The sequence below is a fragment of the Paenibacillus sp. LBL genome, from assembly GCF_029893715.1.
GTDB classification, from domain to species: domain Bacteria; phylum Bacillota; class Bacilli; order Paenibacillales; family Paenibacillaceae; genus Paenibacillus_AQ; species Paenibacillus_AQ glucanolyticus.
The window spans coordinates 32,706-53,485 of sequence record NZ_JARXYU010000007.1 but is presented as its reverse complement, the minus strand read 5'-3'; the positions used below and the strand labels follow the sequence as shown (position 1 = coordinate 53,485).

The 20,780-nt window shown below is 48.1% G+C and carries 18 protein-coding genes and 1 other annotated feature; of the genes, 12 read left to right on the top strand and 6 right to left on the bottom strand.

Annotated elements, in window-relative coordinates:
• Window positions 1-54: 54 nt before the first annotated feature.
• Window positions 55-582 (bottom strand): type 1 glutamine amidotransferase domain-containing protein, encoded by a 528-nt coding sequence (locus M2277_RS16670; protein ID WP_006209188.1) that lies wholly within the window; start codon window positions 580-582, stop codon window positions 55-57.
• 305 nt (window positions 583-887) lie between these two features.
• On the opposite strand from M2277_RS16670, the gene M2277_RS16665 reads away from it, so the two are divergent.
• From M2277_RS16665 to M2277_RS16650, 4 genes are all read left to right on the top strand, one after another.
• Window positions 888-1,310, top strand: a complete 423-nt coding sequence (locus M2277_RS16665; RefSeq protein ID WP_228029924.1) for a hypothetical protein — start codon at window positions 888-890, stop codon at window positions 1,308-1,310.
• Window positions 1,311-1,405: 95 nt separating this feature from the next.
• Window positions 1,406-1,753, top strand: a complete 348-nt coding sequence (gene ytxJ, locus M2277_RS16660; protein WP_063479020.1) for a bacillithiol system redox-active protein YtxJ — start codon at window positions 1,406-1,408, stop codon at window positions 1,751-1,753.
• A 93-nt stretch (window positions 1,754-1,846) separates the two neighbouring features.
• Window positions 1,847-2,857, top strand: a complete 1,011-nt coding sequence (ccpA, locus tag M2277_RS16655) for a catabolite control protein A (RefSeq protein WP_006209191.1) — start codon at window positions 1,847-1,849, stop codon at window positions 2,855-2,857.
• Between the two features lie 118 nt (window positions 2,858-2,975).
• Complete coding sequence (locus M2277_RS16650; protein ID WP_148247738.1) at window positions 2,976-3,677, top strand: 5'-methylthioadenosine/adenosylhomocysteine nucleosidase; 702 nt, start codon at window positions 2,976-2,978, stop codon at window positions 3,675-3,677.
• A gap of 113 nt (window positions 3,678-3,790) precedes the next feature.
• Here the strand turns inward: M2277_RS16650 and M2277_RS16645 are convergent, their stop codons facing one another.
• The gene (locus tag M2277_RS16645) at window positions 3,791-4,423 is read right to left on the bottom strand and encodes a GNAT family N-acetyltransferase (RefSeq protein WP_006209193.1); all 633 of its coding nucleotides are present in this window, start codon (window positions 4,421-4,423) and stop codon (window positions 3,791-3,793) included.
• Window positions 4,424-4,708: 285 nt separating this feature from the next.
• Here M2277_RS16645 and acsA point away from each other — a divergent pair, with 285 nt between their 5' ends.
• A complete protein-coding gene (gene acsA / locus M2277_RS16640) occupies window positions 4,709-6,433 on the top strand; it encodes an acetate--CoA ligase (RefSeq protein WP_036636544.1) in 1,725 nt (574 codons plus the stop codon).
• A 236-nt stretch (window positions 6,434-6,669) separates the two neighbouring features.
• Here acsA and M2277_RS16635 read toward each other — a convergent pair whose 3' ends face one another.
• The gene (locus M2277_RS16635) at window positions 6,670-9,777 is read right to left on the bottom strand and encodes a penicillin-binding protein 1A (protein ID WP_280755212.1); all 3,108 of its coding nucleotides are present in this window, start codon (window positions 9,775-9,777) and stop codon (window positions 6,670-6,672) included.
• A gap of 144 nt (window positions 9,778-9,921) precedes the next feature.
• Window positions 9,922-10,199, top strand: a binding site (T-box leader).
• Window positions 10,200-10,251: 52 nt separating this feature from the next.
• Between M2277_RS16635 and tyrS the strand changes: the two genes are divergently transcribed.
• A complete protein-coding gene (gene tyrS / locus M2277_RS16630) occupies window positions 10,252-11,505 on the top strand; it encodes a tyrosine--tRNA ligase (protein ID WP_280755211.1) in 1,254 nt (417 codons plus the stop codon).
• A 154-nt stretch (window positions 11,506-11,659) separates the two neighbouring features.
• Here tyrS and rpsD read toward each other — a convergent pair whose 3' ends face one another.
• Window positions 11,660-12,262 (bottom strand): 30S ribosomal protein S4, encoded by a 603-nt coding sequence (gene rpsD / locus M2277_RS16625; RefSeq protein WP_063479023.1) that lies wholly within the window; start codon window positions 12,260-12,262, stop codon window positions 11,660-11,662.
• Between the two features lie 529 nt (window positions 12,263-12,791).
• Between rpsD and M2277_RS16620 the strand changes: the two genes are divergently transcribed.
• The 5 genes from M2277_RS16620 (at window position 12,792) to M2277_RS16600 (ending at window position 17,734) form a co-directional block, all read left to right on the top strand.
• Window positions 12,792-14,783, top strand: a complete 1,992-nt coding sequence (locus tag M2277_RS16620) for a sensor domain-containing diguanylate cyclase (protein WP_036636546.1) — start codon at window positions 12,792-12,794, stop codon at window positions 14,781-14,783.
• 100 nt (window positions 14,784-14,883) lie between these two features.
• Entirely contained in the window at window positions 14,884-15,711 is an 828-nt protein-coding gene (locus M2277_RS16615; RefSeq protein ID WP_280755210.1) for a hypothetical protein, read from the top strand.
• A gap of 131 nt (window positions 15,712-15,842) precedes the next feature.
• Window positions 15,843-16,958 carry an aminopeptidase gene (locus tag M2277_RS16610; RefSeq protein WP_006209198.1) on the top strand — a complete coding sequence of 372 codons (1,116 nt, stop codon included), beginning with the start codon at window positions 15,843-15,845 and terminating at the stop codon, window positions 16,956-16,958.
• A gap of 95 nt (window positions 16,959-17,053) precedes the next feature.
• Entirely contained in the window at window positions 17,054-17,296 is a 243-nt protein-coding gene (locus M2277_RS16605; protein ID WP_006209199.1) for an HPr family phosphocarrier protein, read from the top strand.
• Window positions 17,297-17,446: 150 nt separating this feature from the next.
• The gene (locus M2277_RS16600; protein WP_006209200.1) at window positions 17,447-17,734 is read left to right on the top strand and encodes an Fpa/YlaN family protein; all 288 of its coding nucleotides are present in this window, start codon (window positions 17,447-17,449) and stop codon (window positions 17,732-17,734) included.
• Between the two features lie 123 nt (window positions 17,735-17,857).
• Here the strand turns inward: M2277_RS16600 and cax are convergent, their stop codons facing one another.
• The gene (gene cax / locus M2277_RS16595; protein WP_006209201.1) at window positions 17,858-18,931 is read right to left on the bottom strand and encodes a calcium/proton exchanger; all 1,074 of its coding nucleotides are present in this window, start codon (window positions 18,929-18,931) and stop codon (window positions 17,858-17,860) included.
• Window positions 18,932-19,118: 187 nt separating this feature from the next.
• Here cax and M2277_RS16590 point away from each other — a divergent pair, with 187 nt between their 5' ends.
• On the top strand, window positions 19,119-19,505 hold the full coding sequence (locus M2277_RS16590) for an Asp23/Gls24 family envelope stress response protein (protein ID WP_006209202.1): 387 nt from the start codon (window positions 19,119-19,121) through the stop codon (window positions 19,503-19,505).
• A 57-nt stretch (window positions 19,506-19,562) separates the two neighbouring features.
• Here the strand turns inward: M2277_RS16590 and ftsW are convergent, their stop codons facing one another.
• Entirely contained in the window at window positions 19,563-20,780 is a 1,218-nt protein-coding gene (gene ftsW / locus M2277_RS16585; protein WP_006209203.1) for a putative lipid II flippase FtsW, read from the bottom strand.

The window sequence follows — 20,780 nt, the reverse complement described above, 5'->3', positions numbered from 1 at the left end:
TTCACGGTCCAGTGAATGCAGAGGCTGTTTGTGCATCGTTAGGTTAAGGGGAATCTAGTCACGCTGTGCCAGAGCATCGCAAAAAGCTTTGCCGTATGGCGGCAGGTCCGGTGGGCGGCGCGCCGAAATAATGTGGCCGTCGGTCACAACTGCCTCATCCACCCAGATGGAGCCGGCATTCTCCATATCGTCCCGAATCCCGGGCGTGGAGGTCACCGTGACGCCATCCAGAATTTTGGCGGAGATCAGCACCCATCCAGCATGGCAGATTTGTCCGATCGGCTTTTTGTCTTCGTTCATTTCTTTGACCAACTGGAGCACTTTATCATAACGGCGCAGTTTGTCCGGCGCCCAGCCGCCTGGGACGAGAATCCCGTCATAGTCCTTGCTGTTCAGCTCTTCGAATGCATACTCGGCCTGAGCCGGAACACCATATTTGCCGGTGTATGTTTTTCCTTTTTCAAGCCCGGCAAGATGGACCTCCGCCCCCTCTTCACGGACCCGGTATACGGGGTACCACAATTCCAGATCCTCAAATTCCTCGTCTACAAGCGCTATAACTTTTTTTCCTGTCAGTCTCATGTTATAAGAGACTCCTTTCTCCGCGAATGTTTTGATCTATCCGTATTACGACTGATTACATCTCTTGAGTCTGTATATATTGTAACAAAGATAGAGGGGCGTTTCATAGGAATGACCCGGAAATGAACATTTGGAAACATATCTGGTAAATAAAGCATTATCACAAATTAGCAGGATTCTTTGGTATGATAGTCGAATAGAACTAGTTTAGGTGACAGATTTGTGTCAAGGGACTTTTGGTTTTAGATTACGCGATAGGATTTGGGGTGGGCAATTTGTTCAAAACCTGCAACTGCGGACAATTTATGAAGTTGGAACTAAGAAAGCTGATTCATGAAAGAAAAACTCGAATATGTCATGTTCCTGTTTATGCCTGTCAGGCTTGCAAGAAGTATGAGCTTCTACCTCTTATTAAACCGGATTTACTTCGCTATCTCGCATCGATTAGCAATGAGAGCAGGCGAATAAGCGTCTCGTTTGCAGATGTCAATGAGTCAGCCTATGTTCTACGAGAAGTGTTCCGTACATACGTTGATGATTCTATGGTAGAATTGCAGTCACGCTGCATGGAAGCTTTTGATGACCGAATTAACATGCTGTTGGATCTGTTTCGGTATGCCCAGAACATGGGCGATGATGACTGGATGAGACAAATGGAGGGGCGACTTGAGCAGTTAAGCGCCATAAAATCCCTCATTCCTGAAAACTCCGGTCATTATTCAAGATAATTTTCAGAAAATTTTCGCGGTTGTTGGATTTTTCACGCACTTTTTGTTAGGATAGAGGATAGGAACTTCAATACAATGAAGGGGATGTATATCCTATGGCGACGTTGACGAAAATGACTACTATCGAGGAGTTACGCAACACGCTTGAATCTTCGGAACAGAAGCCCTTGCTGTTGTTCAAACATAGTACCAGATGCCCAATAAGTGCCAAAGCTTATAAGGAAGTCCAGGCTTACCTCCAGGACCGGCCGAACGAGCAGATTGACTATGTATGGATCGACGTCATTGCTGACCGACCGATATCGACTCAGGCTGCGGAAACTCTGAGCACTGTACACGAATCGCCACAAGTTATTCTTGTAAAAGAAGGAGCGCCAGTCTGGCATACATCCCATTTTCATATTACGGCTGAAGCGCTGAAAACTCAATTGGACGGCATCTAGTGCCGTGTCGTTGCACAAAGCAGTAATTTGTCGTATCATAAATTCAATTGGTATTGAACGAATGAAAATCTATTGGCAATGGAGAGAAGGAATTTGACGGTAACCATTTACGATGTTGCGCGCGAAGCAGGCGTTTCCATGGCGACGGTATCCCGGGTTGTAAACAATAACCCGAACGTTAAGCCTCAGACCCGGAAAAAAGTATACGAAGCGATTGAACGTTTAGGGTATCGTCCGAATGCGGTAGCCAGAGGTCTGGCCAGCAAGAAGACCACAACCGTCGGCGTTGTGATCCCGGACATTTCGAACTCGATATTTGCGGAAATTGCCCGTGGTATTGAGGATATTGCTAACATGTACCACTATAATATAATTTTGTGTAATGCCGACAAGCGGAAGGAAAAAGAAATCCGCGTTATCAACACATTGCTGGAGAAGCAAGTGGATGGCCTGCTGTTTATGGGCGGGACTGTGACGGACGAGCACATCCAGGCATTCCAGACATCGGCTGTGCCGATTGTTCTGTGTGCGACAAGCGATGAGAGAGGTTCGTATCCTTCAGTCGATATTGATCATGAGCAGGCGGCATTTGATGCGGTTAGCACATTGGTTCGGCATGGACATCGCGAGATCGCTATGATCAGCGGTACATTGCAGGATCCGGCTAACGGTTATGCCCGTTTTCAAGGCTACAAAAAGGCGCTTGAGGCTGCAGGCATCGAATATCAAGAGGATCTGGTGCGGATCGGGAACTACCGCTATGAGTCCGGTGTTGAAGCTATGAAATACTTCCTGGGACTCAAGAAGAAACCAACAGCGATTTTTGCCGCTACCGATGAGATGGCGATTGGTGCCATTCACAGCATTCAGGATGAAGGTTATAAGGTACCGGATGATTTCTCGATTATCAGTGTAGATAATATCCGGATGGCTTCGATGGTTCGTCCGCAGCTGACAACCGTAGCTCAACCGATGTATGATCTTGGTGCAGTGGCGATGCGTCTGCTTACCAAGCTGATGAAGAAAGAGAACGTGGAGAATCCTCGCGTGATTCTGCCGCATGAAACGATTCTTCGTCTGTCGGTTAGCCATGTGAACGAGTAAGAAAAAGAGTACCAAAGCTTTAAAATTAACACCGAATTAATCTGAAGAAAGCTCCTGGTTTTAAGGGGCTTTTTTCTGGTGGAAATCTTTATGCGCTTTTGAACAGGAGGGACGAAGTATGACAACACAGGTAATCGGCCTCATTGGGGCCATGGACGAAGAAGTGGAGCTGCTGCTTGGTCAATTGGAGAATAAAGTGACGACGGTTAAAGCAGGGGTTACTTATGCTTCGGGGATGCTTCACGGCAAACAGGTTGTGGTTTGCAAGAGCGGGGTGGGCAAGGTTAATGCTGCTGTCACCACGCAAATTTTGATTGACTCCTTTGGCGTTTCGAAAATATTGTTTACGGGTGTTGCAGGTGCGCTGCATCCGGATCTGAATATCGGCGATATTGTCATTTCCTCTTCATGTATGCAGCATGATATGGATGTGACCCCGTTAGGATTTGCCCGTGGCATGATTCCTTATCAGGAGGTATCTGATTTTCCTGCGGATCAATCCTTGATCGAGCTCGCAGAAGAAGCTTGCAAAGAGTTGTCTGTTGATCACTATGTGATCGGTAAGGTACTGTCCGGTGACCAGTTCATTGCCAGCCGTGAAACCGTCCAGACTCTCTACGAGGATCTAAACGGAGCTTGCGCGGAAATGGAGGGCTCTGCCGTTGCGCAGGTATGCTATATGAACCGCGTGCCTTATGTCGTGATCAGATCCATGTCGGACAAGGCAGACGGTTCGGCGCATGTCAATTTCCCCGAATTTACAGTGAAAGCTTCCAGGCGCTCTCACGAAATCGTGAATTATATGCTGGGCAGACTCTAGCAACGAAATAGTATAAAGCGAAACCTATCATAGTCTTGCATATCGTAGCGTAGTGCAGGACAATATAAACAAACTCCCCGGGGAATCCGGGGAGTTTGTTTATATTCTATCGATTAATACATGAATCGCTGTCTGAACCGGATGCGGTCGAATTGCTCTTGCGATGATAGCGGCACATGTCGCCCGATTTTGACCATCAGACAGTTGGCCGGGTGGGAACAAATCTCCGGATCATCGGTAGCATACCATTCCATATCGACCACTTTCATTAATCGCTCCATCATTTTGCGGTAATCCCATACGTTAAGGCCGCTTCCCTTGAGGTCCCAATGCCAGTAATATTCTGTGGTGAAGACGATGTACTGCTCCATCTGTCCTTCTTGAAAGGCAGTCTTAATCATCTGCTGCCCAAGTCCCAGCGAACGGTAGTCGTTCGCTACTTCAATAGCACCCAGCTCAATTAAATCTTTCATATTGCCCTCAGACCAGCGTTCCTGCTCATCCGGGTAATGAAAAGTTACATATCCTACGATCATGTTGCGGTCTCTCGTGATGATAATTCTGCCTTCGGGCAGGCCTGCAATTTCCACCAAAGCTTCATGCTGCTCACCAGGACGACGAAAAGCCTTGAGATCAGGGTGCATGGTTAGTTCGGATAGTTGCTCGGGGGGTACAGGGCCTTCGATGATCAGGCGGCGGTCTTCAGGGAACAAAACATGAGACTGGTATACCTTGCAGTGTTCCATCCGTTACGCTCCTTTCAATTCCATACCCTACTTATAGCAAAAAAATAAAAAAATGAAAAGCAATGACAGGCAAACAACAGCTATGATATAATCTTTTCGACATAAAACCTTCACAATTATATCGTACTTAACGATATGTTTCCTTGCGAAATCCAGGGCTTCATTACTCGATGACTGTGACAACATGACGGCCCACCGCAATGTGTAAATCGTATGTTTCATTCAATCATTTTGTAAGCGCTGTCCACTATGAGGAGACGATATGAGAATGAGGAGGATGTTATCATGAATCAAACGCATAGCGAAATATTGCCAAGTGAAGTTTCACATTCCAATATGAAGAGTTACGAGCAGGCACGCTCCGAGTTTTCATGGGACGAAATCGAGAGACATTTTACTTGGTATGAGTCGGGTAAAGTGAATATGGCGTATGAGGCTATTGACCGGCATGTAGCGGAGGGACGAGGAGACAAAGTTGCTCTCTTGTATAGCGATGCTTCACGCGAGGAATCTCTTACTTATGCACAATTGAAAGAGCAATCCGACAAATTCGGCAACGTGCTGCGCAAGTATGGTGTCGGCAAAGGAGATCGGGTCTTTATCTTTATGCCGCGTGGTCCCGAACTCTATGCAGGACTGTTGGGGATTTTGAAAGTCGGCGCTGTGGTTGGACCCCTGTTTGAAGCATTCATGGAGACGGCGGTGAAGGACCGTTTGGAGGACAGCGGAGCTGTTGCGCTGATCACTACGCCTGCATTGTTGTCGCGTGTAAAGCGAGACGAGTTGCCCGAGCTGAAGCATATTTTTGTTGTTGGTGAACTGGAGGAAGAGGATCCGCGGCTAGTAAGTTACTTCGAAGAAGTAGAAGCTGCATCCAGTGATCTGGAGCTTGAATGGCTTGAGCGGGAAGATGGATTGATCATGCACTATACATCAGGCTCTACCGGGAAACCGAAGGGCGTGTATCATGTGCAGAATGCGATGATTCAGCATTATTATACCGGCAAGGTTGTTTTGGACTTAAGGGAAGATGATATATATTGGTGCACGGCGGATCCGGGCTGGGTAACGGGTACTTCGTACGGTATTTTTGCGCCTTGGTTGAACGGGGTTACGAATGTTGTCCGTGGTGGCCGTTTCAGTCCGCAGGATTGGTACAGCACGCTGGTAAACAATAAAGTGACGGTATGGTACAGCGCCCCGACTGCATTCCGCATGTTGATGGGTGCAGGCTCGGAGCTTATCGACCAGTATGATTTGAGCAATGTGCGCCACGTGTTGTCCGTCGGCGAGCCGCTTAACCCCGAGGTTGTCCGTTGGGGTCACAAGGCTTATCACCAGCGTATTCATGATACGTGGTGGATGACAGAAACTGGCGGTCAGCTGATCTGTAACTATCCGGGCATGGCAATCAAGCCAGGATCCATGGGACGCCCGCTGCCAGGCATTACGGCCGCGATCCTGGATGATCAAGGACGAGAAGTAGCTCCGTACACGATGGGGAATCTGGCAATTAAGACTCCATGGCCGTCCATGATGAGAGGAATCTGGAATAACGAAGCGAAGTATGAGGAATATTTCCGAATTCCAGGCTGGTACATTTCAGGTGACTCGGCGTATATGGATGAAGAAGGATACTTCTGGTTCCAGGGCAGAATCGACGATGTTATCAATTCGTCAGGCGAGCGGATTGGACCGTTCGAGGTAGAGAGCAAACTGGTTGAGCATCCGGCTGTTGCCGAAGCAGGCGTTATCGGTAAGCCTGACGTTACCAGAGGCGAGATCATCAAGGCCTTTATCTCCTTGCGTGAAGGATATACTCCTTCTCAGGAGCTAAAAGATGAAATTTACCGTTTTGTGAAGGAAGGATTATCTGCTCACGCAGCCCCTCGGGAAATTGAGTTTAAGGATAAACTTCCGAAGACACGTTCCGGTAAGATTATGCGCCGCGTACTGAAAGCGTGGGAGCTGGATCTTCCTACAGGTGATCTGTCCACGATTGAAGATTAAGCTAAGAATCAATGCAGGGCTGGGAATGAGCACGGTTTCGACCATGCTCGTTCTCAGCCTTTTTAAGAGATAAGGAAGCATAAACTTATAGAGGCCCGTCAACCTGATCCAGCAAGTAGTAACTTCTGTTATATGCGTTCTGTGTTCAAAGATGATACGATGAACTGATTCTAACAAAAAAGCCAGCCCCTCGAACAGGTAATCTGTAAGAGGGACTGGCTTTCTATTTAACGCAACTATTTCTTCTCAAAATATACGGCCGGTGAAGCCGGGGATTCACCGATCGGATTCACAGCAGTAATTCTATAGGTACCGCCTATCGGACCACCAGAGGAATAGTAGAACTCGGTACTCTTGCTAGAGCCAAGAATTTGGTAGTTGCCGTCGCTATTTGGACTGATGTAAATGTTGTAGACCATTACCTCTTCCTCTGGAGCATTGCCGCTCCAGCTGGCCGAGAAGCCCTCAGGAGTAGCCACCAGGGTTGGCTGACCCGGTGCAGTCGGTACGGTTGAAGCACCTTCATTCCCGAGTCCAGGATCGATATTGGGATCTTCCTCCGTGATCTCGTCATCCGGATTGTCGATGGTATCATCAGGATTCGTTCCAGTTTCGCCTGGAAGAGGGAATCCTGGTGTGGTACCGCCCACAATTGCACTTGGCTCGGATGTTTTCCCTGCTACATCAACGGCTACAACATAATACGTGGCAAACATGCCGTTAGCCCCAAGGCCTGAGAAGACAAGGCTTTCGTCGCCGAGGATAACCTGACCTTGATGCGTATACGGACTGCCGTTAATGGATTTAAAGAGTCGGTATCCGACAACGTCAGGCGATCCGCTGGCATTAAAGCTTATCGAGCCGCTGCCCATCGAATAATGTACATTTTTCGGTGGAGTAGGGGCTTTGCCATCATCGGTTCTTGGGTCGACCTTGCTTGGCATGCCTTTCTTTGCGTCTTGTGGAAGATAAGATTCTAGAGGTCGCTTATCTCCTTTCATGACTTTCAGGGCATTCTGCAGCTCAACAATCAATTCATCAAGCGGTTTCTCGCGCTTGATTACGATTTGCTCCCTGAGCATATCAAGCGGCGTTGCTTCCTGCGGAATGTAATTTACACCCCGGTAAGTGATATATTTCGCCTTTGCGACACCGTCATCGCTTTCAGTAGGTACAAACTTCGCATTGAACAGATCCGTTACGAATTTGTCCGTTAATGCCGTCGGTATTTTACCGCTGTATGCGGAGACTGTTTTGGAGATAATGCCTTCCGGTTTCTCGAACGTTTTGGTAGGGAACAGGTCCGGCTTGACGTCTGTCACTTCGTTCATGATTCTTGCCCAAATGGCCTGGGCGTGCTTGCGCTGATCGCCAACCAGAGTATTTTTTTGCTCCTTGTATCCGACCCATACTCCGAGTGTAATGTCAGGCGAATAACCCATAAACCAGACATCCCCGTAATTCTGGGTGGAGCCCGTTTTACCGACAACCGGAACTTCATTAAATTTCTTGTAATTGTCTCTAACCTTGCTGCCTGTACCGTTCGTAATAACGGTTCGAAGCATATCCGTCATGAGATACGCTGTCTGCTCGGAGAATACCTGTTCCGGCTTTACATCGTGCTTGTAGACGATTTTTCCTTTGGAATCCACGATTTTTTCAATCATGAATGCATCGGTGAATTTACCCTGGTTACCGATGGCGCTGTAAGCATTGGTAAGTTCTTCTACCGTTACTCCGTAATGCAATCCCCCCAGTACACCGGTTGAAGCATTATAATCGTCTTCCTCCAAGGTAGTGATGCCCAGCTTCTTGGAAAACTCCCAAGCCTTTTCGATGCCGACCGTGTTGTTAAACAGTTTGAGTGCCACCGTATTGGTCGAATCGTTGAGTGCCTGCCTGGCTGTCATCAATCCTCTGTACCCGGTGTACGAGTTTTTAGGGATGTGGTACACCTTGCTGTAGTCTTTTAATATGATGGGTGAATCATCGACTACGCTCGCAGGCTGGAGTGCCCCTGAATCCAGTGCCGGTAAATAGGCGGCAATAGGTTTCATGGCAGATCCAGGTTGTCGTTTCATTTGCGTAGCATAGTTCATTTGTTCGGTGTTGAAATCCCTGCCCTCGATCATACCGAGAATGGCGCCGGTTTTGTTGTCAATCATCATGGCGGAGGTCTGTTCCATTCCTTTTTCCGCGCTGTCAGGGAGATAGTTGCTATCATCCTCCGCAATGGTGCGCATCGTTTTGTACAATGTACGGTCAATCGTTGTGTAAACACGGTAACCGCCAGTACTCAGCTGAGTTCTGGAAGCATCCATAAGCTCTGAGTTCCCTTGGGCGCCTTTTGCGTTCTCATCCGCTTCCTGACCCAGTTTCATCAGAATATTCGATGCTTGGCGTTCTACTTCCATCATGAGATAAGGATAAGTCACATAAGCCTTCTGCGTGCGAGGGGCAAGTGATTGTTTGATATCAAATGCTTTAGCCTCTTCATATTGAGCTTGGGTTATCTTGCCTTCCTCGAGCATGCTCGCCAATACCCGGTGCTGGCGGTTCACCGCGCGGTTGAATGCCTTCTCATCAAATTCTCCCTTGCCGTTGAAGGCAGAGTAGGAGGATGGAAGCTGCGGAAGACCTGCCAAATATGCTGCTTGAGCAACGTTCAGGTCATTCAAATTGTTGATGTTGAATATCCCTCGAGCGGCGGCCTTGATGCCGAACAACTGGTATCCGCTTGAGCCGTTACCGTAAGGAACCTTGTTCAAGTAAGCTGTTAGAATTTGATCTTTACTTAAAAAACGTTCCATACGCATGGCCAGCAGCATTTCCTTAACCTTGCGGTTGTCGGTTTTATCGCGACTTAGGAAAGTTAGCCTGGCGAGCTGCTGTGTCAAGGTACTGCCGCCGGTTTGGACCGGCTCATTCAGCACACGTTCCTTTACGGCGCGAGCTGTACCTTTTATGTCAACACCCTTATGTGTATAAAACCGGTTGTCTTCTATAGATACGACGGCATCTTTAACAAGCTGGGGGAGCTCCTTGAACTCCACCGGTCGTCTGTCTTCTTCGGTTCTAAGCTGTCCTATCGGTGAGCCATCCGCGAAGTAGGCGAAGCCGGTTATGGCATTATCGTTCATCGTGTTCTCGATGAGCGCTCTTGATCTTACTGGCTCATTCTCAACGATAGAGGTTACATAGCCGGCTACGGCTCCTCCGGCGAACAAAGCGCCCATCAGACCTACCACAAAGAGCCATCCGATAACGGATCCGAAAACCCGCAGAAAGGACCGTTTGCGCGGTTTTTTCTGTTTCTCAGGCTCCTGTTTTTTCTCCTCAACCATGAATGTATACTCCTCCTTTTAACGCACCTATTATAGCATAAATCGAAGGTTTTGAATCATGTGTACACGTATAGCGTGTCCTTTTTTGAGGAAGTTTGACTTTTTCGCAAAGCCTATGTTACAAATAATGCAAAGTTCATATCGAAAAAAGCGTTGAAGGACTCCAGTAGAAGGCGGATCCTATCGTTTCAGAGAGTCGGTGGCTGGTGCAAACCGATAACGATACCCCTTTGAATTACCGTCCAGAGCTGTCCGGGGGAATAAGAGCTGCGTATTTGGTGCACAGCTGCTGTGTAGTCCGGTTCCGGGATGACAATTCCGTTATGGTAATGAAGTGAAAATCCGTTTTTTTGCGCGAAGGTTTTGTGTGAAGACGGGTTTTAATTAGGGTGGTAACGCGAGCGCTCCTTCTCGTCCCTTGGGATGAGAAGGGGCTTTTTTGCGTTTCATAATAGAGAGGAGGCGTGCTGGAACATGAAGTGGGAACTATTGTCAATGGTACAGCGGCAGGAGGTAGAGCGTCAGATGGAGGTCATCTCCCGTGGGGCCGTGGAGATCGTTCCGGAAGATGAGATGAAATATAAGGTGATGCTATCGGTCGTAACCGGCGAGCCGCTGCGTGTGAAGCTGGGAATGGACCCGTCTGCGCCGGATCTTCACGTAGGCCATACCGTCGTGCTGCAGAAACTGCGCCAGTTTCAGGAGCTTGGTCATCAGGTGCAGCTCATCATTGGCGACTTTACCGGCCGAATCGGGGATCCAACCGGTAAATCCGAAACGCGTAAGCAGTTGTCGGAAGAAGAAGTGAAGCATCATGCGGAAACGTACAAAAAACAAATTTACAAAGTGCTGGATCCTGATAAAACAAAGATATACTACAATTCCGAGTGGCTCGCACCGATGACTTTTGCAGAAGTTGTCAGTTTGTCGGCAAAGGTAACCGTTGCACGTATGCTGGAGCGTGATGATTTCACTAAACGTTACCAAAACGGGCTGCCGATCAGTATTCACGAGTTTTTTTACCCGCTGATGCAAGGGATGGATTCCGTTGCGCTTAAGACCGATGTAGAGCTTGGCGGTACAGATCAAAAGTTCAACCTGCTAATGGGGCGTACTTTGCAGAAGGAGTATGGCACAGAGGCGCAGGTTGCGATCACAATGCCGATTATCGAAGGACTTGACGGCGTGCAGAAGATGAGTAAAAGCCTGGGCAATTACATCGGAATCGATGAAGAACCTAACGAAATTTATGGCAAAACCATGTCCGTTCCGGATGAGCTCATGCTGAAATACTATAGGCTGGCTACCGATGCAAGAAACGAGGATTTGAACAAGCTGGAGACAGGGCTGCAGGACGGAAGTGTACATCCTCGGGATGCCAAAATGGGGCTGGCGCACACTTTGGTACGTATGTATCATGGAATGGAAGCAGCGGATGCTGCCCAGCAGCATTTTGTAACCGTCTTCCAGCAGCATGCTCTGCCTGAAGAGATTGAGGATTTCGTTGTAGCCGAAGAGACACTGGAGAACGGCAAGATTGGTTTGATCAAGCTGCTCACGCAACTTGGCTTTGCGGCTTCGAACGCTGAGGCCAGGCGGTCAATCCAGCAGGGCGCTGTAAAATGGAATGAAGAGAAATGGACTGACATCTATGGTGAAATCACTCCTCAAGATGGCGATATTATTCAGGTGGGCAAACGTAAATTTGCCAGATTAAAGCTTTCTTAAAACAAAGGCACAGTAAAGTACGTGATCACAGAGAGAAAAGACACAAGACGGTCTTACACTCTGTTGGGTATCGGATGAATCAAGAGAGTCCGTATCTAGGCATAAAAAAACCTGAAGGCCGGAGCCTTCAGGTTTTTTGAGTTCTGCGTTAATCTTAACGGTTGTAGAACTCGACGATTTGTTTCTCGTCGATATCTTGGGAAAGTTCGGAACGCTCTGGAAGACGGATGTACTTTCCTTCCATTGAAGCTTCATCAAACTCGATGTAAGCTGGAAGATGTACACGGTTAGCCAAAGCTTCCTTAATGGAAGAGAGGCTGCGGCTTCTTTCACGAAGACCGATAACATCGCCTGTGCTTACAGCGTAAGAAGCGATATCGACTTTCTTGCCGTTCACAGTCACGTGACCGTGAGCAACCAATTGACGAGCGCCTGCGCGGCTGTTGCTGAAGCCAAGACGGTAAACCAGGTTGTCCAGACGGCTCTCAAGCAGGAACATGAAGTTCTCACCAGCAATACCTTTCATGCTAGTTGCTTTGTTAAACAGGGTTTTAAATTGCTTCTCGCCCAAGCCGTACATGTGACGCAGCTTTTGCTTTTCTTGAAGCTGCATACCGTAGTTGCTTACTTTTCTCCGTTGGTTAGGACCATGCTGACCTGGAGGGAAAGGGCGTTTTGCCAATTCTTTACCTGTACCGCTCAGGGAGATTCCCAGACGACGGCTTAATTTAAATTTAGGACCGGTGTAACGTGCCATGTTATATAGACTCCTTTTTAATTAAAGTTTCATTAGGGCTCTATTTGCGCCGTATTTGTTTACTCTAACCCGTGATTTCCGGAAGATCTGTCAGGAAAGTTCAGCCGCTGTCCTGTCAGTAACAAATAACGTGAGGGTGACACAACCCGCCCAAATTCATCGAATGCATTGCATTCTTACTCAACAATAAATATTATATGAAGTAATGATATAAAGTCAAGTTCAACCTGTAACTTACCATTTCTTGTTTTTTGTCTAAATTTGTCGATAGGACCATGGACCTAAAAATATTGTGAAAAACGCATAAATTTTAATGCAAAAATGGGTAGAAAAGAGTAAGATATTAGTGAATTAAGTAGTCGCATTTATCTAGTTACATAACGGAACGTTTTCGGTGATTATACTCCCCAACATGTTGAACAGCTGGGTTACCGCAATCTAAAGCGGCAGCACTAATGGATCCTTACATTATGAATCGGAACGCCAGTCTTGGATAGGCCTTTTATAATGGTGCAAAGGAGCGCCCAATATGTCAGAAGAACAACGGAAAGTGTACGAAAGCTCTCCCGGTTCTGTGGTCATGTTCAATGATTCCGGGCCTATTCCGGGAAATGAGCCTTGTCTTTGGCTTCAGGGCTTGGATATTACACCCCATGATTTCCCTTACCTTCAGCCTCTCATAACAGACAGCTATATGGAGTGGCAGAGAGAAAGTGCAGGCACACAAGCGATGAAGAAATTCAGCTGGGCCCTTCTTTCTCATGAGGGGACTTGGCTGACAGGGGCACCTGAAATAAGAGAATACCTTTATGCGAGCGAAGACGATACGCTATCGCATACTATGATTGCTAAAGAAGCCGCGGCAGGTATGGGTAAGGAGTCGTTTGAGGGGAGAGTGCTATGCTCTGTTCCGCTGTTCACCCGTGTTCATGGCGATTTGTTTGGGGTGCTGGTCTGCGTCTCTACAGATGCCATGGAACAGGAGCAGTCGCTTATGCTGGCAGAGAGTCATGCCTTGTTGTTTCGCTCCTGCTTCTATCGCCAGCTCGAATACATATTTGCTGATGATCTGGAGAAAGTTCATTCCCAGGCGGAGCGCGAAGTTCATCGCCGTTCCATTTTATTTCAGTATGTAAAGCGGATGCATGTTCAGATTAATGTGGACAACGTGCTTATTGAGGCCATTGATAGTGTCCTGGCTCTGTATCCTAGGGCGAAAGTCGAATTGTTTATGTCCCAGGATCATGAAAGCGGGCATCCGCTGGTGCGTCCCTTGCTTCTCCATCACTGGCAGGAGGAGGTCTACGTCCGAACATTTATGGAAGGCACCTTGACGATCCGTGAACATGAGCCTCCTCATCCTATAGTGGAGATCGGGATTCCAATGGGGGGCAAGCAAGGAGTTTACGGCGTGCTTCACGTGGAAGTGGACAAATCCGAACTGCCGGACATGGATTTGGAATTGCTCGGCATGATGGCCGATGCGGCGGGTACAGCGTTTGAGAATGCCAAGCTGTACGAGCAGTCCAACCTGATGATCCACGAGCTCCGTATGATTAATGAGCTGACGCAGCGCCTGAACAAAAGTTTGCATTTGGCGGAAATATTCCAATTTGCCAACCATGAGTTGCTCAAAATCCTAGAGGCGGATTATTGCTGCATTCTGATATACAACGAGGAGCTTGGCGGCCTTGAAGTGGTGTCCTGCAACGCCGAGTGGCTGGCGAAGGAGGTCTTTGAGAAGGATTACGGTCTGGGCGGTCTGGTCTATCATTCGAAGGAGCCGCTCATTCTGTCGGATTATCATGAAGAACGTCCGGCGGAGTCGAGACTGATGGACAGCACGAATTCAAGCTCGATGATTGCAACTCCGCTGACGGTTAACGGCGAGGTTCGGGGCGTGGTTCTCTTAACACACGCGAAGCGGCATTATTTCTCATATGACAGCTATCGTCTGCTTCAAGCGCTTACAAGCCATATCGGTCTGGCAATCGGCAATGCCTTTTTGCATGCCGAGGTGCGACGAATGGCGAATCGGGATATGCTGACTGAACTGTATGCAAGACATTATCTTGATGAGATGATTCATGAATGTCAAAACCGAGATTTTTGCGGTTCTCTGATTGTTGTGGATATCGATGAGTTCAAGCTGGTTAACGATACGTTTGGCCATCAGAGAGGCGACAAGATCCTGAAGCAGGTCAGCAGCATTGTGAAAAGTACCATTCGACACAGCGATATTCCTGCCCGTTGGGGCGGCGAGGAATTGGCGGTGTATTTGCCTGGACTCGGCATTCAACAGGCAGTGCAGGTAGCTGAGCGTATTCGTTTAAGGGTGGCGGAGGAGACCGATCCGAGAGTCACGGTTTCCTGCGGCGTTTCCGAGTGGAACTGGACCAACGACAAGATCAGTGTGGAATCGCTCTTCTATCGAGCGGATATGGCGCTGTACGAAGCGAAGAATAGCGGGCGCAACCGGATCGTCGTGGAGAGGGCGGGAGCCGAGATTGCTTTGGACTAACAACTCTGCAGCTGAGTGGCTGCAGGGTTTTTTTTGTAATCTGAATAATGTCATGAGCCGCGGATAGCCTAAGAGCAAGATCAACGAGAGGCTGATGATTATGAGAATGAGGAAATTATGGACACTCATCGGAATGATTTTGCTCATAAGCTGCTTAACGGGATGTGCCTGGCAGGAACAGCTGTCCGCCGAAGAATCGTTCAATCGTGCCCTTTCGGGACTGTCTGGCATCGACAATTTCTCATTTAAAGGGGAGGCGGCGATTCGGAGCGAGGAGAATGGTCCGTTTCAGCAAAGTATGGCATTTGAAGGGCATTTACAGAATCACAAGGATTTAACGTTATCGTCAAAAGGCGAGGCCGCGAAGCTGCTTCAAGAAAAGGGACCGGCGGATTCGATATATAAAGCAGATGGGCTTAAAGTGACACTTAAGCGCAAGCAAGGCAGGTGGAGCACACTCTCATCACAGGGAGCTGACGAAATGTGGATGACCCGCCTCAATCCGTTGGAATTGCTGGAGTATTTGGGTAATTCGGAGAAGACGGTGACTCAAGAGCTCGGCGCGGCAAGAGGGACGAAGGTGCTTCGAATCGAATTGTCCCCGGAAGCGACAGCCGAGATGGCATATGGCTCCTTGGATGAACAGATGAAGGTGCTGGCAGAGCGGATTGAGCGTAAAGGAGATCCGCTATACAGCGACAATCCCAAGGTGCGTAAACAGCTGAAGACCGTGTGGGAAAGAGATTATAAAGAGATGAGGAATAGGCTGCAGAAGGCGGATGCTCTTTCCGTAAGTCATTTGACAATTAACAGGAAAAACCATCTTCCAGCCAAATTAACGATGGAGCGAAAGCTTTCATTTATAGATAGCCACGGCAAGACTCGGACGGAAACGCTCTTGTCTGAAGTTACATTTACCGGCTATTGACGTAAGTGACGTGAAAATATTTTTCACGTGGAGCGCTGACGCAAGCCGGCTTCCATGCTACAATAATCTATAAATTTACCGCTGTTCAATTATTGAAGTAGGGAACAGTCAACACAAGGAGGATAAGACATATGCGTGATCCCAGAATTCAGAAACTGGCTCAGAATCTCGTGAATTATTCCGTAGATATGCAGCCGGGAGAAAATGTGCTCATCGAGATGATCGGATCGGAGCGTGATTTGCTGAATGCGATCATTGAGGAGGTCGGGAATCAAGGAGGCCGTCCGTTCGTACAGTTGACCGACCGCACGGTTCAACGCGCCATGTTGAAGAATGCCAACAAGGAGCAGCTGGAGCTGTGGGCCGAGTTGGACCTGGAGCGTATGAAACAAATGGATTGTTACATCGGCATACGTGCAGGCGAGAACGTCAACGATATGGCTGACGTGCCTGAGGAGAATATGAAGCTGTACAATGCGCTTTATTCCCACCCGGTACATAGCGAAGAGCGAGTCAAGCGTACGAAATGGGTAGTTCTCCGCTATCCTAACGCCAGTATGGCGCAGCTTGCCAACACGAGCACAGAGGCATTCGAGGATTTTTACTTTGATGTCTGCAATCTGGATTATTCCAAAATGGACCGTGCCCAGGATCCTTTGGCCGAGCTGATGAGAAACACCGATAAGGTTCGTATTGTCGGACCCGGTACGGAACTCGGCTTCTCGATCAAAAACATCGGTGCCGAAAAATGCTCCGGTCAGAAAAATATTCCGGACGGCGAAGTGTACACGGCTCCTGTTCGCAACTCTGTTAATGGAACCATCTCTTACAACACGCCGACTTTGTATAACGGGGTAACCTTCGAGAATATTAAATTCCGCTTTGAAAACGGGAAAATCGTAGAAGCAACGGGCAGCGACACCAAGCGTCTGAACGAGATTTTGGATTCGGATGAGGGTGCAAGATACATCGGTGAGTTTGCCATCGGTTTTAATCCGTACATTTTGACGCCGATGAAAGATATTCTGTTCGATGAGAAAATCGCTGGAAGCCTGCATTTTACGCCAGGTCAAGCATATGATGTAACAGACAACGGCAACCGCTCCTCCATTCACTGGGATCTGGTTTTAATCCAGCGGCCTGAGTACGGCGGCGGGGAAATCTACTTTGACGATCGTCTGATTCGCAAGGATGGTATATTTGTGATTCCAGAACTCGCAGCGTTAAATCCGGAAAATCTTAAATAGATTGGAAAAAATGTTGCATAAGAAAACGGATTCAATGTATCATGAAGGTGCAGTGATGAGCTTTATTCAGATCCTAAAGTTACGGAGGGATTCGTATGTCCAATAATCAATCTATCGTGGAAATTTCACAAACCGCTAGCCAGTTCTCTTCCTCTATCGTTTTGCAGGCAGAGAACAAGTACATCGATGTGAAAAGCATCTTGGGTCTGTTCACAACGCTTGTCAACAGCCAAAGCTATGAACTGCATGTACACGGACCAGATGCTGATGAAGCTAAAAAAGCAATGATCGACGTATTCACCAAACATGGTTTGAATGTATCCGTCGTGGCTGAATAACAGTCGCCAAAAACACCCTTCCATTCAATGGAAGGGTGTTTTTTCGTAGAGCAGGGGTCTATTTTATTCAGGTCCTTGTATTGAGATTCGATTTCGACTAATATTAAAGATAGTAACTGTGCTGTGATTTTTGACATAGGGGGGAAGATCATGACTTCATCTGATTTACAGGAACAGCTGAATCTAAAAGCGATCAGTCTTCTTCATGAAGATGCAGATAAAATCCTAAAGCTTATTGAAGTACAGATGGAGAATCTGGCGACCCGTTATTGTCCTCTCTATGAGGAAGTGCTGGATACCCAAATGTACGGTTTTTCAAAAGAGGTTGATTTCGCGGTGCGGGCCGGGCTTCTTCCGGAAAGTACGGGAAAGCAGCTGATCAGCAAGCTTGAACGCAATCTGGCGCTCCTGTACGAAGCCATGAATCAATCCAAATAGCCTGTACTTGTACAGGCGCATACATAGAGAAACGCATGTCGCGCCCACACGACATGCGTTTTTTGACATGCGGTTTTTCTTGCATTCATACCGGGGCTGCGGCTTCCCCTTATGTGGCTGTGCCTATACCATGAAGAAAGAGACGCCTAAAATTACATATACAGCGATCAGCAGAAGGCCCTCATACCAGTTAGAGGCTCCATCCTGCGTGATGGACCTTGCAATGAATACGGCGACGCCGATTGCAACCAGCTCGAGCGTGGTGAACACGAGATCCATTGTATTGCCGAGAAAGAAACTGATGAAGACAAGCACCGGAGCAACAAACAAGGCAATCTGCAGGCTGCTGCCAACGGCAATTTCAACCGCAGCACCGATCTTGTTCTTCATGGCGAGCATGATGGCTGCACTGTGCTCGGCCGCGTTACCGATAATGGCCACAAGGAATGCCCCGATAAAAAGCTCACTGAGACCGTACTCATGGCTGATCGGCTCAAGCACCCCGACAAGCCATTCGCTTACAAACGCAACCATGACGGTTGCAACCACAAGGAACAGAATCGAGCGTTTCTTGGACCAGGTGGGACCGTGCTCGTGCGGCAGCGCATCCTGATGATGATCATCACTGACATCCGCTAAATAATTTTTATGCGTGATCATCGAGAACCCAAGCCATGCGAGGTAAGCCACAATTAGAATTCCCGCGACAATGAGGCTGAGCGTTTTGGTTTGTCCCTCCGTAATGGAGTGGGTGTTCAGAAAGACGGCAGGGACAAATAGCGCAATGATGGCCAGCGTCATCAGTGATCCATTCAGGCCCGCCAGCGTCACGTTGTATTTCTGGATTTTAAACTTCAGTCCTCCGGCAAACAGGCTGAGACCCAACACGAGCAGCAGGTTGCCGATAATGGAGCCGGTGATGCTTGCCTTGACCATATCGTACAAACCTTCTTTGATCAGAAGGATTGCGATGATCAGCTCCGCCGCATTTCCGAAGGTGGCGTTGAGGAACCCCCCGAGCCGCTGACCGGCGTAATGCGCAACACTTTCGGTTGCCCTGCCCAGAAAGCCGGCCACAAAAATAACCGAAATGGAAGACAAAATAAACTGGAGCGTGAAATTCCAATTCGCAAAGTGCCCAAGCGCGCTCAGCAGAAAGGTAAAGATGAGAAGCGAGGGATTCAACCACTTTTTCATAACCTGCACCTACCTTTAGTTTATGTAATGATAAGTTCTATACGAGTCCAAACGACGATTCTCGTATTACTTTTTACAATATACCCAATTTTTTTGAAAAATTATCCGGCTTTTGCGAAGTGAGCATTTGCTTTTTAGGTCCGTTACCATTTACAATAACGGATAATGAGGTGAAGGAGGATATGGCATGACGGAACAACTTCAACTGGATAACGGTTTGATTCGAATATCGGATGATGTCGTCTCGAAAATTGCCGGATTGGCTGCCTTGGAAACCCCAGGTATTGCAGCAATGTCCGGTGGATTGTCAGAAGGCTGGGCTAAGCGACTGAGCGGCAAAAATGTGCAAAAGGGTGTTACGGTAGAAGTAGGGCAGCTGGAAGCTGCGATCGATCTGCGGATTATCGTGCTCTATGAGACACCTATACATGAAGTGTGCCGCATGCTTCAACAGAATGTCCGCGAAGCAGTGGAGAGCATGACAGGGCTTCGTGTGGTTGAGGTAAACGTGAAGGTCGAAGGTGTAGCATTTAAAGACGATGAAATCGACGATATTCAGTTTCGAGCAAAATAAGACGAATCCTAGGGGGTTACTTCCCCCGGGAACAATGAAAAAAATGAAGAAAAAAGACTACACGGTTGCCCGGTAGTCTTTTTTAATTACGGATTTAACCTGCTCCTCTTTCATCGGACGGTTGCTGTCTCTGGATATGCTGAGCACAATGCCCATACTCAGCATCATTACCAGCAGCGAAGATCCGCCATAACTGATGAACGGAAGGGTAACACCGGTAATCGGAATGGTATTGGTCACTCCGCCGATGTTGATGAATGCCTGGATGGCGATGAGTCCCATAATTCCGACACCTGTTAGCGTCCCGAACGGATCCGAGCAGCGTAGTGAAACAATGATTCCCCGCAGTATGAAATATAGATAGAGCAGCAGGAAGATGGCGGTTCCGATAAAGCCGAATTCTTCACCGATGACGGAGAAGATAAAGTCATTGTAGGGATTCGGCAGGTAATGCAGCTTCTGCACACTTTCTCCATAACCGGCCCCGGTAAGACCACCCTGACCGATAGCAATCAGCGATTGAACCAAATTGTAGCCAGTGTCTGATTCATCTTGGAACGGGTCCATGAAAGCCTCGATACGGCCCACTTTATAGTTCTTGGAGGCCTGCTCCTGGTCACCGCCGGAGTTAAAGAGCGATCCGATACCCAGTGTGAGCGCCAAACCGAGCACAACCAGCGAGATACAGCCGAGAATATGCTTGAGGCTGGCTCCGCCTGCATAGATCAGCAGGCCGCTGGTAGCGACCAGAATGAAGCAGGAGCCTAAATCCGGCTGGAGCATGATAAGGCCGGCAACGATCCCCACAATAATGAGTACGGGGAAGAAACCGCCCTTCCACTGACGGATTCGTTCCCCTTTTTTGGTGATCAGCGCTGCCAGATAGACAATGGTCGCAATTTTGGCAAGCTCGGTCGGCTGAATGCCAAGTTTCCCCAAGTTGAACCAGCTTGTGGCTCCGTTGGTGGCTGAGCCGATGATGACCACAAGAATCAACAGAATCAGTGTCAGAAAAAACACCGGAATAAAGAGCTTCTTGAATTTCTTGTAGTTGATGTTCATCGTGACAAACATAACCAACGTGCCAAGGACCGCAAATGCGACTTGCCGTTTCGTAAAATGCAGTGGATCGTTATTAAATTTTTCATTGAAAACGGCCAAGCTGGAGCTGGAACTGAACACCATGATCAGTCCGAATCCCACTAACAGCAAGGTAAGGATCAGCAGTTGAAAATCAGGCGTCCCTCTCTTCGGCTGAGGTTTGGTCGTATTCAT